Source organism: Oerskovia sp. 140933 (genome assembly GCF_059651515.1).
The window spans coordinates 25,826-42,987 of record NZ_JAMXIO010000018.1 but is presented as its reverse complement, the minus strand read 5'-3'; the positions used below and the strand labels follow the sequence as shown (position 1 = coordinate 42,987).

The following is a 17,162-nucleotide window of genomic DNA, read 5'->3' as shown; positions in this document are numbered from 1 at the left end:
CGCGCAGCGCCTCCGGCACTGACAGCAAGGAGCGAGGATGTCCTCCATCCGCGTCGCCATCGTTGGCGTCGGAAACTGCGCATCTTCCCTGGTCCAGGGCGTGCACTACTACCGCGATGCTGACCCGAGCAGCACCGTGCCCGGACTGATGCACGTGCAGTTCGGTGACTACCACGTGTCCGACCTGGAGTTCGTCGCCGCTTTCGACGTCGACGCCAAGAAGGTCGGCTTCGACCTCTCGGAGGCCATCAACGCCTCGGAGAACAACACGATCAAGATCGCCGACGTCCCGCCGCTGGGCGTGCCCGTCCAGCGCGGTGTGACGAACGACGGTCTCGGCAAGTACTACCGCGAGACCATCGAGGAGTCCGACGCCGAGCCGGTCGACATCGTCGCCGCTCTCAAGGAGTCGGGCGCGGACGTGCTCGTCTGCTACCTGCCGGTCGGGTCGGAGATCGCCGCCAAGTACTACGCGCAGTGCGCGATCGACGCGGGCGTCGCGTTCGTCAACGCCCTGCCGGTCTTCATCGCGTCGGACCCGGAGTGGGCTGCGAAGTTCGAGGCCGCCGGTGTCCCGATCGTCGGCGACGACATCAAGTCGCAGGTCGGCGCGACCATCACGCACCGCGTCCTCGCGAAGCTCTTCGAGGACCGCGGCGTCGTGCTGGACCGCACGTACCAGCTGAACGTCGGCGGCAACATGGACTTCAAGAACATGCTGGAGCGCACGCGCCTCGAGTCCAAGAAGATCTCGAAGACGCAGGCCGTGACGTCGAACCTCGAGGGTCCCCTCGGCGGCAAGACCGAGGACCGCAACGTCCACATCGGCCCGTCGGACTACGTCGCGTGGCTCGACGACCGCAAGTGGGCGTACGTCCGCCTCGAGGGTCGCGCGTTCGGCGAGGTGCCCCTGAACCTGGAGTACAAGCTCGAGGTCTGGGACTCCCCCAACTCGGCCGGCATCATCATCGACGCCGTCCGCGCCGCGAAGATCGCCAAGGACCGTGGCGTCGGTGGCCCCATCCTGTCGGCGTCGACGTACTTCATGAAGTCCCCGCCGGTCCAGATGGAGGACACGAAGGGCCGTGCGGCTCTGGAGGCCTTCATCGCCGGTGAGAACGAGCGCTGATCCGTAGCGAGCCTGCGAGCGCAGGACCAGCGCGACCATAGCCACCTGCGCTGATCCGTAGCGAGCCTGCGAGCGCAGGACCAGCGCGACCATAACCACCTGCGCTGATCCGACCGCTCACGACGAGGGTCCGGAACCTGAGGGTTCCGGGCCCTCTTCGCGTGCCGACGGCGTCGGTCGCCCACGCCCCTCGTCGCACCCGGGTCGGGCACCGGCACGAGACAGGTGGTCCCGTACGAGACTGGTGGTTCGGGCCGTGTCCGGGGCACCTGTCTCGTACCGGACCACCCGCCTCACGGTTCAGCCCTCCCGGCCCGGGGCGTGGATCCCTCCCGCCACCGCATACCCTGAACCGGTGGGTGTGATCTCGGAACTCGGCGTCCTGCTTCGGCTGCGCGACTTCAGGAAGCTCTTCGCCGTCCGTCTGGTGAGCCAGGCGGGGGACGGGATGTTCCAGGTCGGGCTGGCGTCGCTCCTCTTCTTCTCCCCGGAGTCCCAGGGCACGGCAGCCTCGATCGCTGCGGCGTTCGCGGTGATGCTGGCTCCGTTCACGATCGTGGGACCGTTCGCGGGGGTCTTCCTGGACCGCTGGAGCAGGCGGCAGGTGCTGGTGTGGGGCAACGCGGTGCGCGTGGTCCTGACGGCCGCGACCGCCGTCCTGATGCTGACCACGGGCGTGACGCCGTGGATCTACGTCCTGGCGCTGGCGACGCTCTCGGTCAACAGGTTCCTGCTCGCGGGCCTGTCGGCGGGTCTGCCGCGCGTGGTCGACGGGCCGCTGCTCCTCACGGCGAACTCGCTGACGCCGACGCTCGGTGCCGCGGCGGCCTTCGTGGGCGGCGGCATCGGCTTCCTGCTGAGCCTCACGTTCGAGCCGGGCCGCGTCAAGGACTCGGTCGCGCTGGTGTGCGCGGCGGTCGTGTTCGGGCTGGCGTCTCTGCTGGCGCTGCGCATGTCGCGCGGGCTGCTGGGCCCGGACAAGCCTGCCGAGGCCGCGATCACGACTGAGATCGCGAAGGTCGCGCGCGGGCTCGCGGACGGTGCGCGCTATCTCGTGGCGCGCCGCACGCCGGGTCAGGCCCTCATGGTCATGGCGACGCACCGGTTCCTGTACGGGGTGACGTTCATCGCGTCGATCCTCATCTCGCGCAACCTCCTGTCGGACCCGGGGAACACCAACGCGGGGCTGGCGACGTTCGCGACGGTCGTGGGGCTCACGGGGGCGGGCGGTGCGCTGGCCGTCGTCCTGACCCCGACGGTGTCGCGGTACACGGGCCCGCACCTGTGGATCGCGCTCATGCTGGGCCTGGCGGCGGTGAGCCAGCTGCTGCTGGCGACGACGCCGTCGCGCACCGTCGTCTACGCGGGGGCGCTGCTCCTGGGCCTGGCCGCGCAGGCGACCAAGATCGCGGTGGACACGATCGTCCAGCGGGACACCGCGGACGCCTACCGGGGTCGCGCGTTCGCGTTCTACGACGTCCTGTACAACGCCGCGTTCGTGGGGGCCGCTGCCCTCGCGGCGTTCACGCTGCCGGACTCGGGGTACTCGCGCCCGGTCTTCGTGGTGCTCGCGGTCGCGTACGTCGCGGCGGCTGTGGTGTTCGGCCGGTTCGGGGCGCGGCACGCCGCGGGGCCCGACGACGTCGCTCGCCTCCCGGCGGGACCTTCCGACGAGCGGACCACGGCAGGCTGAGCCGGCCCGCCCCTCGCGCCGGGCGCCGCGATCTCGCGGTGCAGAGCGACCGATGAGTCGTGCCCGGAAAAGGAGTCGTCAGGACCGGGGGGAATATCCGAGGATGGATGAGCGTCGTTCTCGTAGGGCGTACGACATCACGACCGGCGCTCCCCCCGTTCCTCGCTGCGTGCTGTCCTCAGTCGCGTGCGCACCGACCCCACAGGAGAGCACATGCAGGTACCTCAGAGCACCGCCCCGTCCTTACGCACCCCGGAGAAGCTGTCACGCGAGAACTTCCTCGTGATCGCGCTCCTGCTCGTGTCGGCCTCGGTCGTCATCCTCAACGAGACCACCATGGGCGTCGCGCTCCCCCACCTCATGGAGGAGATGGGCATCACGGCGACGACCGGGCAGTGGTTGACCACGGCCTTCATGCTGACCATGGCGGTCGTCATCCCCGCGACGGGTTTCCTCCTGCAGCGGCTGGGCACGCGTGGCGCGTTCCTGCTCGCGATGTCCCTGTTCAGCGCTGGGACGGCCCTCGCGGCGTTCGCGCCCGGCTTCGGCTGGTTGCTGGGCGCTCGCGTGGTGCAGGCGTCGGGCACGGCGATCATGATGCCGCTGCTCATGACGACGATCATGACGCTGGTCCCGCCGAGCGCGCGCGGCCGCATCATGGGCAACGTCGCGATCGTCATGGCGGCGGCGCCGGCCCTGGGCCCGACGCTGTCCGGACTGGTGCTCGAGGCCCTGTCGTGGCGGTGGATCTTCGGCTTCGTGCTGCCCATCGCTCTCGTCGCCCTCGCGTTCGGCGCGAAGTACGTCAAGGACTCGGCCGACCGTACACACACCCGTCTGGACCCGTTGTCGCTGTTCCTGGCCGTGCTGGCGTTCGGCGGGCTGGTCTTCGGCCTGTCCAACCTGGGCGAGGCGGCACGCGCCACCCCGGCCGTGCCGGTGTGGATCCCGCTCGTCGTCGGGCCGGTGGCGCTCGCGCTGTTCGTCGCGCGCCAGCTCGTGCTCCAGCGTCGCGACGCCGCGCTGCTCGACCTGCGCGTGTTCTCCTCGCGCGGTTTCACGGTGTCGCTCGGCATCATGTCGGTCGCGATGATCGCGCTGTTCGGGTCGATCATCCTGCTGCCGCTGTACCTGCAGACCGCGTTGGGCCTCGAGCCCGTGCTCACGGGTCTGCTGATGCTGCCGGGCGGGCTGATCATGGGTCTGCTGGGCCCGACGGTCGGCCGCCTGTACGACCGCATCGGTCCGCGGCCCCTGGTCCTGCCCGGGCTGAGCGCGGTCGCGGTCTCGCTCGCGACGCTGACGACGGTCGGCGCGACGACGTCACCGTGGTTCGTCCTGGGCGCGCACGTGGTCCTGAGCCTGGGTCTGGCGTTCGTGTTCACGCCGCTGTTCACGGGGGCGCTCTCGTCGCTCAAGCCGTCGCTGTACTCGCACGGCAGCGCGATGATCGGCACGGTCCAGCAGCTCGCGGGTGCCGCGGGCACGGCGCTGTTCGTCGCGGTCATGACGTCGCGCGAGGTCGCCCGGGCGGCGGAGGGTGCCACCGCCCGGGTCGCCCTGGCCGACGGTGTGTCCACGGCGTTCGTCTGGGGCGCGGTGGTCATGCTGGTCGCGGTCGCGCTGTCGTTCCTGCTGCGCAGGCCCGCGGCCGAGGAGCCCACGGACACCGTGCCCGACGGCGCCGCGTCCGTCACGCAGGACGCCCCGGTCCTCGAAGGGGTCGGGGAGGCGGCCGAGCGCCGCTGACGCTCCGTCCCGGTCCCTGCGGACCGGGCACGGGAGGCGCGAAGGGCGGGCACCGTGGGTGCCCGCCATTCGCGCGTCGGGACGCCGTGCGGGGTCCGTGGTCACGACCCCTGGTCGGTCACGCCTCGCGCGCTGCCCACCACGTCAACAGCTCCTCGCGTGCCGCGTCCTCACCGAGGGGCCCCCGGTCGAGACGCAGCTCCAGGAGGAACTTGTAGGCCTGCCCGACCTCCGGGCCCGGCGGGATGCCCAGGATCGCCATGATCTGCTGCCCGTCGAGGTCGGGACGGATCGACGCCAGCTCCTCCTCGCCACGGAGCCGCTCGATGCGCTGCTCGAGGTCCGTGTAGGCGTCGGAGAGCCGCTGCGCCTTGCGCTTGTTGCGCGTCGTCGAGTCCGCGCGGGTCAGGCGGTGCAGGCGTTCCAGGAGCGGCCCGGCGTCGGTCACGTAGCGGCGCACGGCGGAGTCGGTCCACTCCCCCTCGCCGTAGCCGTGGAAGCGCAGGTGCAGCTCGACGAGGCGGGACACCTGCTTGACGGTGTCCTTGTCGAAGCGCAGCGCCTTGAGCCGCTTCGCGGTGAGCTTGGCCCCGACGACCTCGTGGTGGTGGAAGCTCACGCCGCCGCCGGGCTCGAACCGGCGCGTGGCCGGCTTGCCGATGTCGTGCAGGAGCGACGCGAGACGGAGGACGAGGTCCGGGCCGGGGACCGCGCCGTCGGGCCCGGTCTCCTGGGCGATCGCCTGCTCCAGGACGGTCAGCGAGTGCTGGTAGACGTCCTTGTGCCGGTGGTGCTCGTCGATCTCGAGGCGCAGCGCCGGGAGCTCGGGCAGGACGTGGTCCGCCAGGCCCGTGTCGACGAGGACCTCGAGGCCCTTGCGCGGGGCGTCGGACAGCAGGAGCTTCGTCAGCTCGTCGCGCACCCGCTCGGCGGAGACGATCTCGATGCGTGCGGCCATGTCGACGATCGCGGCACGGGTCGCGGGCTCGACGTCGAACCCGAGCTGGGCGGCGAAGCGCGCCGCCCGCATCATGCGCAGCGGGTCGTCGTCGAACGAGCGCTCGGGGGCGATCGGGGTGCGCAGGACACCCAGCGCGAGGTCCGCGAGGCCGTCGTGCGGGTCCACGAACAGCATCTCCGGGACCCGGACCGCCATCGCGTTGACCGTGAAGTCCCGTCGCGACAGGTCGCCGACCAGGGTGTCGCCGAACGCCACGAGCGGCTTGCGCGACGCCGGGTCGTACTCGTCCGTCCGGTAGGTCGTGACCTCGACCACCAGCTCCCCCGTGCCCCGCGGGCTGCCCTTGGGCGCGAAACGCTTGGCACCGATCGTGCCGAACTCCTTGCCGATGTCCCAGTGCGCGTCCCCCCACGCCGCGAGCAGGGCCTGCGTCTGGTCCGGGTCGGCCGACGTCGCGAAGTCGAGGTCGTTGCTCGCGCGCCCCAGGAACGCGTCGCGGACCGGGCCGCCGACCAGCGCCAGCTCGTGGCCGGCCTCACGGAACAGCTCACCCAGCTCGATCGCGGCCGGGGCCATCTCGGTCAGGACCGCGAGCGCACGGCGCAGCAGCTCGAGCTGCTCGGGCGTCGTCGGCACCCCGCGGGACCCCTCGGCGGGCAGCGCGAGAGGATCGGGGACGGGAGAGTTCTGGGAAGGAGTGGGCACGACATCCAAGCGTGCCAGATCAGGCCGGGACTCCACACTCGGTAATGTTGGGTCATGTCCACCCCAGCGCACTCTCCGGACCATCGCGGTGTACCAGCGCCGCCCGGTGGGCACGCGCTGCGGATCGACCCGGACACCGCGCGGCCCCCCGACCCGTCGCCCGCCCCGACCGCGCCGCTGCCCGTCGTCGAGGAGATCTCCGCAGGTGGGCTGGTCGTCGACACCTTCGAAGGGCTCTACCGGGCCGCGGTCATCGCGCGGCGCAACCGCGGCGGTCGGCTCGAGTGGTGCCTGCCCAAGGGGCACCTCGAGGGCGAGGAGACGCCGGAGGAGGCGGCCGTCCGCGAGATCGCGGAGGAGACCGGGATCACGGGCGTCGTCCAGGTCCCGCTCGGCATCATCGACTACTGGTTCACCGGCGAGGACCGCCGCGTCCACAAGGTCGTCCACCACTTCCTCCTCCGGGCGACCGGCGGTCGCCTCACGGTCGAGGGCGACCCCGACGGCGAGGCCGAGGACGTGGCCTGGATCCCCTTCGAGGACCTCTCCGACCGCCTGTCCTACCCCAACGAACGGCGTCTCGCGGCCGTCGCCCACGACGTCCTGCGAGGACGACGCACGGGCGCCCGCTTCCGGGGTACCGTGACTCGCACCGTCGTCCGTACCAGCCGGCCGGCACCCGACGACCCACGGAACCCGACCGACCTTCCATGAGCTCCCACTTCTCCGGCGGCGCGCCCCGCACGCCGACCCGCCGTCCGGCACCGCGCAGACCGTTCTCGTCCGCGGGCAGGCCTGCCCGCGGTCTCCTGGCCGCGCTGCTCCTGCTCGGCCTCTCCGTCGTGCCCTCGACGGCTCTCGCCACGGCACCGACCGCGACGCCGGTCTCGACCGGCACCTCGACGGACACCCACACGGCCGGGTCCACCGGGGCGGTGACGACGACCCTCGTGTCGATGACCCCGACCACGGTCCGGCCCGGCGACACGGTCACGGTCGCCGTGAAGGTCCACAACGGCACCGACGAGACGATCGACGACCCCCAGGCGACCCTCGGGGTCAGCTGGCGCACCGTGACGAGCCGGTCCGCGCTCGAGGCCTGGGCCGACGCACCCACCTCGCAGCAGTCCGCCGAGCGCATGGCCGTCGAAGACCTCGACCCCCTCGGCCCGGGCCGCGACGCCACGGTCACGTTCACGGTCGCCGCCGACGACTTCAACCTCGAGCCCGGCTCGAGCTGGGGTCCCCGCCCGCTCTCCGTCACCGTGACCGACGGCGGCGAGCGCCTCGACGTCCTGCGCTCGTTCTTCCTGTGGGAGGAGTCGCAGGCCCCGCTGCCCGTCCGCGTCAGCGTCGTCGCGCCCGTCACGGGGCCTGCCCTGGGCCTCCTGGAGAGCACGGCCGACACCGGCACCGAGATCCAGTCGACGGTCGACGTCCGGGCGGTGGACGAGGCGCTCCGGCCCGACCAGCGGCTGAGCCGCCTCCTGGCCGCCACCGCGGGAGACCCCGTGATCTCGTGGGCCGTCGACCCGGCCCTCGTCGCTGCCGCGGAGACGTCGTCGGACGCCGACTCCGTCGCGTGGGCAGCGCAGCTGCACGACGGGACCGCCGGGCGGACCGTCTTCGGCCTGCGCCCCTACGACCCCGACGCCGCGGCCTACGCCCAGGTGGGCGCGCTCCTCCCTGCCCCCACGATCCCCCTGCCGGGGGCCGTCGCGACTGACCCCGCGTGGCGGACCGACCTCACCTACCCGGCCGACGACGTCCCCGACCTCGCGACCGTGCGCACGAGCGTCCAGTCGGGCTCACCCCTGGTGGTCGTCCGGGGAGACGGGCTCACCCCCGAGATCTCGGTGAGCTACACCCCGACCGCGCTCGCCACCGTGCAGACCGACGCCGGTCCGGCGACGGCGCTCGTCGCGGACGACACCCTCGGCCAGGTCCTCGTCGACGCGACCCGCTTCGAGCCCGGCGCCGAGGAGCCGTCCACGGCAGACGGCCTGCAGCGGCTGCTCGCCGAGACGGCCGTCGTCGCGTCCGAACGACCGACGGACTCGCGCCACGTCCTCATCGCCCTCCCGCGGTCGTGGGACCCGGACCCGGGCGCGCTCGCGACGGTCCTCGAGACCCTGGGTACCGTGCCGTGGGTCGACGTCGCCCCCGTCCAGGACCTCCTCGACTCCCCGGTCCCGGACGTCCCACGGACGGCCCTGCCCGAGTCGTCGACCGACGAGGACGCCCTGCCCGCGTCCGAGATGGACGCCCTCCAGCGGGCCCGGACCCAGGTCGCGACGTTCGCGACGATCGCCACGGACCCGGCGCCCATCGTCCAGAGCGCCGAGCCCGCGCTCGTGGTCCCCACCGCGGTCGCCTACCGGAACCGTCCCGACGACCGCAGGAAGGCCGTCGGCACGGCCGTCCAGGACGCCGCGGTGATCCGGTCCGCGGTGTCGATCGTCCCGCGCGGCCTGGACGTCACCCTCATCAACACGTCGGGCAACCTTCCCGTCTGGGTCCGCAACACCCTGGACCAGCCCGTCACCGTGCAGGTCGCGCTCCGACCCGACAGCGGGCTCCTCAAGGTCGTCTCCTTCCCCGTGGGGACGGTCGCGCCGGGGACCGAGACGGACTTCAAGGTGCCGGTCCAGGCGATCGGCAGCGGTGACGTGAGCGTCGAGGTCGAGCTGCTCAGCGTCCCGGCGGGCACGGTCGTGTCCCCGCCCTCGGAGTTCGTGGTGCAGGTTCGCGCCGAGTGGGAGAACACGGGGACGGCGATCTTCGCCGGGCTCGTCGCGCTCCTGCTGGTCGGCGGGATCTGGCGCACGATCCGTCGTGGTCGTTCGCCGCGCCGTGTCGCCGAGCTGACGCCCGCCGCAGGCGTGCCGACCGCCCGGGGTGCGGCCGCGCCGTCGGGCACGAGGGGCGACGCCGGGTGAAGCACGTACGCCCAGCGGGAGCCGCGCGCACGCGCCGCGACCGACCCGACGACGGCACGCCCGCCGTGCCGTCCGGCACCGCTCCCGCAGAGGACGGGTCCGCCACCACCGCCGACGCACCCACCCCGGCGCGGGCGACGAGCAGCCTGGGGCGGAGCTCGGCCCTCATGGCTTCCGGCACCGCCGTCTCACGCGTGCTCGGACTGGTCCGCAACGTCCTGCTCGTGACCGCGATCGGGACGACCGGTCTGGCCGCGGACGCGTTCGACGTCGCCAACAAGATCCCCAACGTGCTGTTCGCGATCCTCGCCGGGGGTGTGCTCAACGCCGTCCTCGTCCCGCAGATCGTCCGCGCGTACCGCTCCAAGAACCCGCAGGAACGCCTCGACAAGCTGCTGACGCTGTCCGGGACCCTGATCCTCGGGCTGAGCCTCGTCCTCACCGCGGGCGCTGCCGTGATCGTGTCGCTCTACACGGACGGCTGGGGCTCTGCCCAGTTCTCCCTCGCGGTCGCGTTCGCGTTCTGGTGCACACCCCAGCTCTTCTTCTACGGGCTCTACACCCTGCTCGGGCAGGTCCTCAACGCGCGCGGCCAGTTCGGGCCGTTCATGTGGGCCCCGGTCGTCAACAACGTCGTCTCGATCGTCGGGTTCGGCGCCTTCATCGCGATCTACGGCCCCTACGCCACGGGAGCGGCCGACGACCTCGGCACCTGGGACGGCGCCAAGATCGCGGTGCTCGCCGGCACGGCGACCCTCGGCGTCGCCGCGCAGGCGCTCATCCTGCTCGTGCCGCTGTGGCGCTCCGGCTTCCGGTGGCACTTCCGTCTCGGCCTGCGCGGCATCGGGCTGCGCTCCGCCGGGCAGGTCGCGATCTGGACGTTCGGCGCCGTCATCCTCGAGCAGGTCGGCGTCCTGTTCACCACGCAGTTCGCGTCGAGCGCCCCCGCCGCCGCGCTCCGCGAGACGTTCGGGGCGTACGAGGGCGACCCGATCGCGAGCGGCATCGTGACCGGGGTCGTGACCGGGGCACCCGAGGTCTTCGCGGTCGCGGGGAACGCGGCCTACACGCAGGCGCTCATGATCTACCTGCTGCCGCACTCGCTCGTCACCGTGTCGATCGCGACGGCCCTGTTCACGGGGATGAGCGCCGCTGCGGGAGCGGGCGACTACGCCCGCGTCCGGCACGACCTCTCCCGCGGTGTGCGGACGGTGGGCGTGTTCACGGTGTTCGCGACCGCGGTGTTCGCGATCCTCGCCCTCCCGATCACCAAGCTCCTGCTCATCAACGTCACGCCCTCGAGCGCCGTGGCGGTCAGCCAGATCCTCGTCGCGATGGCCTTCGGCCTGGTCCCGCTCGGCGGCATGGTCCTCATGAAGTGGGTCTACTACGCGTACGAGGACGGCCGGACCGTCTTCTGGATCCAGGTCCCCGCGACGATCGCCCTCGTCGGCGTCGCGTGGCTCGCGACGCGCACCCTCGACCCTGTCTGGTGGGTCGTCGGGGTCGGCGCGGCCATGTCGATCTCGAACGTCGTCGCGGTCCTGCTGCGGACCGCGGGGCTGCGTCGCAAACTCCACGGGCTCGACGGTTTCCGGATCGTCCGGATGCACGTCAAGACCGTCCTCGCCGCGGGGCTCAGCGCCGCAGCCGGCTGGGGGGTCCTCCAGCTCTTCGGCGACCTGTACGGACTGTCGTGGCTCCGTGCCGCCCTGGTCACTACAGTCGTCGGGATCGTCATGACCGCCGTGTACATCGGCGGTCTCAAGGTCATGCGCGTCCGCGAGCTCGACCAGCTCGCCGACCCGCTGCTCCGCAAGCTCGGGCGGCGACGCCCGGCCCCGAGATAGAGGACGCCCGTACCATGTGGGGGGAAGATGTCGACGGCAAGGAAGTTCGAGGTGGGCAGGTGACCACAGCAGGACCCGGCACGACACTGGTGGGGCGCTACCTGCTGGCCGAACGGCTGGCGAGCGACCTGGTCGACGTCACCGCCTGGTCCGCGCACGACTCGGTGCTGAACCGTACCGTGCGCGTCTCGCTCGTCACCGGTGAGCACGTCGCGGAGGCCATCGACTCGGCGCGGCGCGCTGCGCTGGTCGCCGACCCGCGCCTGACCCGCGTCCTGGACGTCGGCACCGACGACGGTGTCGCGTACGTCATCACCGAGCCTTTTGCGGGCATCACGCTGTCCGAGGTCGTCGCGGGCGGGATCGTGGACGCCCAGCAGGCCCGCGCCATCGTCGGCGAGGCGGCGGCGGCGCTCGAGGTCGCCCGACGACGCGGCGTCCACCACCTGGCACTGCGCCCGGAGGCCCTCCGGGTCGACGGCGACCGCGTCGTCGTGACGGGCCTCGGCCTCGACGCGGGCATCAGCGGGCAGGACCAGCACGACGCCGAGAAGACCTCACGCACGGACACCGTCGGTCTCGTCGCGCTCCTGTACTACGCCATGACGGCGCGCTGGGCCGGCCCCAGCCTCGACGTCCCGTGGATCAGCCCGGACTCCGTCCACCCGCTGCCCGCGCAGCGCGACGCCTCCGGCATCGTCCCGCTCGCGACGCTCGTCCCCGGCGCGCCCACCGACCTGTCGGACCTGTGCGCCGCGGTGCTCGCCGACGAGGAGCCACGCTCGTCGTCCGCGACGGGCGGCTCGTCCACGACGAACGACGACACCCAGGAGTTCGACAGCCTGAACGCGCCCCCCTCGTCCCCCGCGGACCTGGTCAGCGCGCTCGAGCCCTGGGGCGCGCTGTCCGTGGTCGCTGCGCTGCCGACGTTCGTCCAACCGCCGCCCGCACCGCCCGCCGCGAACCGGGTCAGCCGCCAGTCCATCCGGAACGCGTTCGACGTCCCGCTGTCGACCCCGCCGGGGACGCCGCCGCCCGCCGTCCCGTTCCACCGCCCGACCACGGGGCGGATCCACCGCGTCCCCCTGACCGGTGCCTCGACCCTGCCCGACGGGGCAAGCTACCCCGCCCCCACGTACGCCGACCCGGCCCCGGCCTACGCGGCTGCGCCCGTGGTCCCGACCGCACCGGTCACGGGCTCCTACCCGACGCACGCTGCACCCACCGGGCAGTACCCCACCGCGCCGCCGCCCCTCCCCGTGCCGCCGCCCCCGGCGCAGCCCACGGCCGCCGCCGCGGAGGGCGCTCCACGCACGGGTCCCTTCGCCACGACGAGCGCCAAGAAGCGCGGGGTCCGGACCACCTGGGTCGTGATGCCCATCGTGCTGCTCCTGGTCGTCGTCGCCGTGGTCTGGGGCGTGAAGATCGGGCTGCAGGGCTTCGACCCCGTCGTGACGCCGAACGCCGGCCAGGGCGGGACGACCTCCGAGGGCTCGGGGACGTCCACGGACGCCTCGGGGGACGACGACGGCGACGAGGTGGTCGTGAACACCGAGCCCCTCGCGATCGCCTCGGGTGGGCTCCTCGACCCCGACGTGACCGACCCGAACGACGTCGGTGAGAAGCCCGAGGCGGTCCCGCGCGCGATCGACGGCGACGACTCCACGTACTGGTTCACGTACTCGTACAAGTCTGCCGACTTCGGTCGCCAGAAGTCCCGGACGGGCTACACCGTGACGCTCGAGGAGCCCGCCACGGTGCAGCGCATCGTGCTGAGCACGAACAACACCGGTGGTCACGTCGAGGTCCGCGCGGTCACCGACGACGGGAAGGCCGGCGACGAGGTTCTCGCGTCCTCCGACCTGTCGGGCACGGTCGAGCTGGAGCTCGACCCCGCGACCGAGGGCACCACCTTCGTCCTCATGTTCACGGAGCTCCCGCCGACCGCGGACGGGTTCTTCCGCGTCGAGCTCAACGAGGTCACGGTCTACTGACCCGGGTGGCTGCGCCCTGGTCGGCGCAGCCACCCGGTGCGGCCGAACGTCCTGAAGCCATCCTGCCGCCGGTGCCACCGGAACAGAACGACGCCTCGTGGCGTTGGACCCGGTGCACCACCCACCACTGAGGAGTACACGTGACGGAACAGACCCCCACGACCGCGCCGCGGAACGTCATCATCGTGGGTTCGGGCCCCGCCGGGTACACGGCCGCCGTGTACGCCGCTCGCGCAGGCCTCGAGCCCCTGGTCCTGGCGGGTTCGATCACCGCGGGTGGCGCGCTGATGAACACGACCGAGGTCGAGAACTTCCCCGGCTTCCCCGACGGGATCATGGGTCCTGAGCTCATGGAGAACCTGCAGAAGCAGGCCGAGCGCTTCGGTGCGCAGGTCGAGTGGGACGACGCGATCGAGCTGCAGCTCGACGGTCCCGTCAAGACCGTGGTCACCGGGAACGGTGAGACCTACACGGCACGCGCCGTGATCCTGGCGACCGGCTCGGCGTACCGCGAGCTGGGCCTGGAGGACGAGAAGCGCCTGTCCGGCCGCGGTGTCTCCTGGTGTGCGACGTGCGACGGGTTCTTCTTCCGCGACCAGCACATCGTGGTCGTCGGCGGCGGGGACTCGGCCGTCGAGGAGGCCACGTTCCTGACCCGCTTCGCGTCCAAGGTGACGATGGTGCACCGCCGTGACGAGCTGCGCGCCTCCAAGATCATGGCCGACCGTGCCAAGGCCGACCCCAAGATCGAGTTCGCCTGGAACAGCGAGGTCGTCGGGATCCACGGCGAGAACAAGGTCGAGTCCCTGACGCTGCGCGACACGGTCACGGGCGAGGAGCGTTCGATCGACGCGACGGGCCTGTTCGTCGCGATCGGGCACGACCCCCGCTCAGAGCTCGTCAAGGGGCAGGTCGACCTGGACGACGAGGGCTACATCAAGGTCCTCGGGCGCACCACCGCGACCAACCTGGAGGGCGTGTTCGCGTGCGGCGACGCCGTGGACCACACGTACCGCCAGGCCATCACGGCCGCCGGCTCGGGCTGCTCCGCGGCTCTCGACGCCCAGCGTTACCTGACCGAGCTCGTCGATGCGGTCGAGACCGAGAAGGGACTGCCGGAGATCGCCGGCACCCCCGACTCCCCCGCACCGGAGGAGCTGCCCCGCGCACTGGAGGAGATCCGATGACCAACACCGTCAAGGTCACCGACGACACGTTCAAGACCGAGGTCCTCGAGTCCGACATCCCCGTCATCGTGGACTTCTGGGCGACCTGGTGCGGTCCGTGCCTCCAGATCGCCCCGATCCTCGAGGAGCTCGCCGGTGAGTACGCCGGCAAGGTCAAGATCGCGAAGCTCGACTCCGACGAGAACCCCGCGATCACCGCGGCCTACGGCGTGGTCTCGATCCCGACGCTCAACTTCTACTCGGGCGGCGAGCTCGTGAAGTCCATCGTCGGTGGTCGTCCCAAGCGCATCCTCGCCGAGGAGATCGACGCGCTGATCGCCTGATCCACCGTCGCGGCTCGCGACACGCAGCACGCCCTGGGGCGGCCGGTCTCGTCGGACCGGCCGCCCTTCGTCGTCGGAGCCAGGCCGGACGGCACGGGCCGGCCGCCGTCCGGGGAGCGGCCCCTTCACTGTTTCCCCCGATCCGTCGTGCGAGACTGGGGATCGTGAGCACGACACCGACGCACCCCGCTCAGTCTGCCGCTTCAGGCGGCACCCGCCTCGACCCCTGGTTCGGCGCCTACGCCGAACGAGCGCACGGGATGCGAGCGTCGGAGATTCGCGCCCTGTTCGCGGTCGCGAATCGCCCCGAGGTCGTCTCGCTCGCCGGCGGCATGCCCTACCTCGAAGGACTCCCGCTCGACGTCATCGCCGACGCCATGCAGAAGCTCGTCGCGACGCGCGGGACCACGGTCCTGCAGTACGGCTCGGGTCAGGGAGACGAGTCGCTGCGCGAGAAGATCGTCGACGTCGTGCGACTCGAGGGCATCGACTGCCACCCGGACGACGTCGTGGTCACGACCGGATCCCAGCAGGCGCTCGACCTCGTGACACGGATCTTCATCGACCCCGGCGACGTCATCGTCGCGGAGGCTCCCAGCTACGTCGGGGCGCTCGGTGTCTTCCGGTCCTACCAGGCCGACATCGTCCACGTCCCGCTCGACGAGCACGGGCTGGTCCCGGAGGCTCTCGAGGAGACGCTGACGCGGCTCGCTGCCGAGGGCCGCCGCGTCAAGCTCCTGTACACCGTGCCCAACTTCCACAATCCTGCCGGTGTGACACTCTCGGCCGAGCGGCGCCCCCGCATCCTCGAGATCGCGCAGCGGTTCGGGGTCCTCGTGATCGAGGACAACCCCTACGGCCTGCTGGGGTTCGACGGCGACCCGCTGCCGGCCATGCGGTCGCTCGACGACCAGGGCGTGCTCTACCTGGGCTCGTTCTCCAAGACGTTCGCGCCGGGCTACCGGGTCGGGTGGGTCGTCGCGCCGCACGCGGTCCGCGAGAAGCTCGTGCTGGCCAGCGAGTCGGCCATCCTGTGCCCGTCGAACGCGTCCCAGCTCGCGATCGCGACGTACCTGGAGACCTGCGACTGGCAGGGTCAGATCAAGCAGTTCCGTGAGCTCTACCGCGAGCGACGCGACGCGATGATCGGCGCCCTCTCGGAGTACCTCCCGTCGGCGTCCTGGAACGTCCCCGACGGCGGGTTCTACACCTGGGTGAAGCTTCCGGACGGGCTCGACGCACGGTCCATGCTTCCGCGGGCCGTGACCGCTCGCGTCGCCTACGTCCCCGGCACGGCGTTCTACGCCGACGGCACGGGGGCGGACCATGTGCGCCTCTCGTACTGCTTCCCGACGCCGGAGCGCATCAGGGAGGGCGTGCGCCGGTTCGCCGGGGTCGTCTCCGCCGAGCGAGACCTCGTCGACCTGTTCGGGACGTCAGGGACTCAGGACCCGGACCTGACGGACGTCGAGAACCCTGGCCCCAACCTCGCGTGAGCGCCACCCCTGCTCGTGCGAGAACCCCGCTGAACGTCGAGAGGACCAAGACCGTGGGCACCGCTGCGGAATCACTGACCGTCACCGAGGAAGCCACCGAGAACGTCTCGGCCGACCTCCCGACCCCCGTCGGCGACACGGGGACCACCGGACCGGACCGACGTCCGGTCGAGCGTGTCGTCGTGCTCGCGGGCGGGTTGTCGCACGAGCGGGAGGTCTCGCTGCGCTCCGGACGCCGCGTCGCTGACGCCCTCCGGGGAACGGGGATCGAGGTCTTCGTCCACGACGTCGACGCGTCGCTCCTCCCCTTCCTCGACGAGATCAAGCCCGACGTCGTCTGGCCGCTCCTGCACGGCGCGAGCGGTGAGGACGGCTCGATCGGCGACGTGCTGGAGCTGCTCGGCATCGACTACGTCGGCACCGGCCCCCGCGCGTCGCGCGCGGCCTGGAACAAGCCGATCGCGAAGAACGTCGTGCTCGGCGCCGGCATCGACACCCCGGACTACGTCACGCTGCCCCAGAGCCTCTTCCGGGAGCTGGGTGCGCAGCCGGTGCTGGACGCCGTCGTCGGGCGCCTGGGCCTGCCTCTCGTGGTCAAGCCCACCCGCGGGGGCTCCGCTCTGGGGGTCACGCTCGTCCGTCGCGCAGAGGACCTCCCCCGCGCCATGGTGGACTGCTTCTCCTACGGCGACATCGCCCTCATCGAGCGTGCCGTCGAGGGCACGGAGATCGCCGTGAGCGTGGTGGACGGACCTGACGGACCCGAGGCGCTTCCCGCCGTCGAGATCGTCACCGACGGCACGTACGACTACGACGCACGGTACAACCCGGGCCGCACCCGGTACTACGCGCCCGCACGACTCACGCCGGAGATCGCCCGTCACGTCGGGGACGTCGCCGTCCGTGCTCATGTCGCGCTCGGCCTTCGAGGCCTGTCCCGGACGGACCTCATCGTCGACGCTGACGGGAATGCCCAGTTCCTCGAGGTGAACGTCGCACCTGGGATGACCGAGACGTCGCTCTTCCCCCAGGCCGCGCAGGCGGCGGGCCGTGACCTCGGAGAGCTCTACCGGGCGATCGTGACGCAGGGCGTCAACCGTCGGACAGCCTCGCGGTAGACGCCTCGGCCTCGTACG

12 protein-coding genes are annotated in these 17,162 nt (G+C 71.8%); 11 read left to right on the top strand and 1 reads right to left on the bottom strand.

Going from position 1 to position 17,162, the window contains the following annotated elements:
• Window positions 1-37: 37 nt before the first annotated feature.
• The 3 genes from NHG27_RS11150 to NHG27_RS11140 all read left to right on the top strand — a co-directional run bounded on the left by NHG27_RS11150 (window position 38) and on the right by NHG27_RS11140 (window position 4,571).
• Window positions 38-1,129, top strand: a complete 1,092-nt coding sequence (locus tag NHG27_RS11150) for an inositol-3-phosphate synthase (protein ID WP_193719471.1) — start codon at window positions 38-40, stop codon at window positions 1,127-1,129.
• Between the two features lie 355 nt (window positions 1,130-1,484).
• Window positions 1,485-2,822: an MFS transporter gene (locus tag NHG27_RS11145; protein ID WP_193719472.1), complete on the top strand. Its 1,338-nt coding sequence runs from the start codon at window positions 1,485-1,487 to the stop codon at window positions 2,820-2,822.
• 213 nt (window positions 2,823-3,035) lie between these two features.
• A complete protein-coding gene (locus NHG27_RS11140; protein ID WP_497016337.1) occupies window positions 3,036-4,571 on the top strand; it encodes an MDR family MFS transporter in 1,536 nt (511 codons plus the stop codon).
• 118 nt (window positions 4,572-4,689) lie between these two features.
• Here the strand turns inward: NHG27_RS11140 and NHG27_RS11135 are convergent, their stop codons facing one another.
• Complete coding sequence (locus NHG27_RS11135) at window positions 4,690-6,168, bottom strand: CCA tRNA nucleotidyltransferase (RefSeq protein ID WP_456093951.1); 1,479 nt, start codon at window positions 6,166-6,168, stop codon at window positions 4,690-4,692.
• 123 nt (window positions 6,169-6,291) lie between these two features.
• Between NHG27_RS11135 and NHG27_RS11130 the strand changes: the two genes are divergently transcribed.
• From NHG27_RS11130 to NHG27_RS11095, 8 genes are all read left to right on the top strand, one after another.
• Entirely contained in the window at window positions 6,292-6,951 is a 660-nt protein-coding gene (locus tag NHG27_RS11130; RefSeq protein WP_497016336.1) for an NUDIX hydrolase, read from the top strand.
• The gene (locus tag NHG27_RS11125; RefSeq protein ID WP_497016335.1) at window positions 6,948-9,176 is read left to right on the top strand and encodes a DUF6049 family protein; all 2,229 of its coding nucleotides are present in this window, start codon (window positions 6,948-6,950) and stop codon (window positions 9,174-9,176) included. Before NHG27_RS11130 ends, NHG27_RS11125 begins: the two co-directional genes overlap by 4 nt.
• The gene (gene murJ, locus NHG27_RS11120) at window positions 9,173-11,026 is read left to right on the top strand and encodes a murein biosynthesis integral membrane protein MurJ (protein ID WP_321575337.1); all 1,854 of its coding nucleotides are present in this window, start codon (window positions 9,173-9,175) and stop codon (window positions 11,024-11,026) included. Before NHG27_RS11125 ends, murJ begins: the two co-directional genes overlap by 4 nt.
• Window positions 11,027-11,085: 59 nt before the next feature.
• Window positions 11,086-13,020, top strand: coding sequence for a protein kinase family protein (locus NHG27_RS11115; protein WP_497016334.1), 1,935 nt, complete (start codon window positions 11,086-11,088; stop codon window positions 13,018-13,020).
• 140 nt (window positions 13,021-13,160) lie between these two features.
• On the top strand, window positions 13,161-14,207 hold the full coding sequence (gene trxB / locus NHG27_RS11110; RefSeq protein WP_193719478.1) for a thioredoxin-disulfide reductase: 1,047 nt from the start codon (window positions 13,161-13,163) through the stop codon (window positions 14,205-14,207).
• Entirely contained in the window at window positions 14,204-14,530 is a 327-nt protein-coding gene (gene trxA / locus NHG27_RS11105) for a thioredoxin (protein ID WP_193719479.1), read from the top strand. Before trxB ends, trxA begins: the two co-directional genes overlap by 4 nt.
• A gap of 164 nt (window positions 14,531-14,694) precedes the next feature.
• Entirely contained in the window at window positions 14,695-16,026 is a 1,332-nt protein-coding gene (locus tag NHG27_RS11100) for an aminotransferase-like domain-containing protein (protein ID WP_497016333.1), read from the top strand.
• Between the two features lie 53 nt (window positions 16,027-16,079).
• Entirely contained in the window at window positions 16,080-17,144 is a 1,065-nt protein-coding gene (locus tag NHG27_RS11095) for a D-alanine--D-alanine ligase family protein (RefSeq protein ID WP_497016332.1), read from the top strand.
• The last annotated feature ends 18 nt before the right edge of the window (window positions 17,145-17,162 follow it).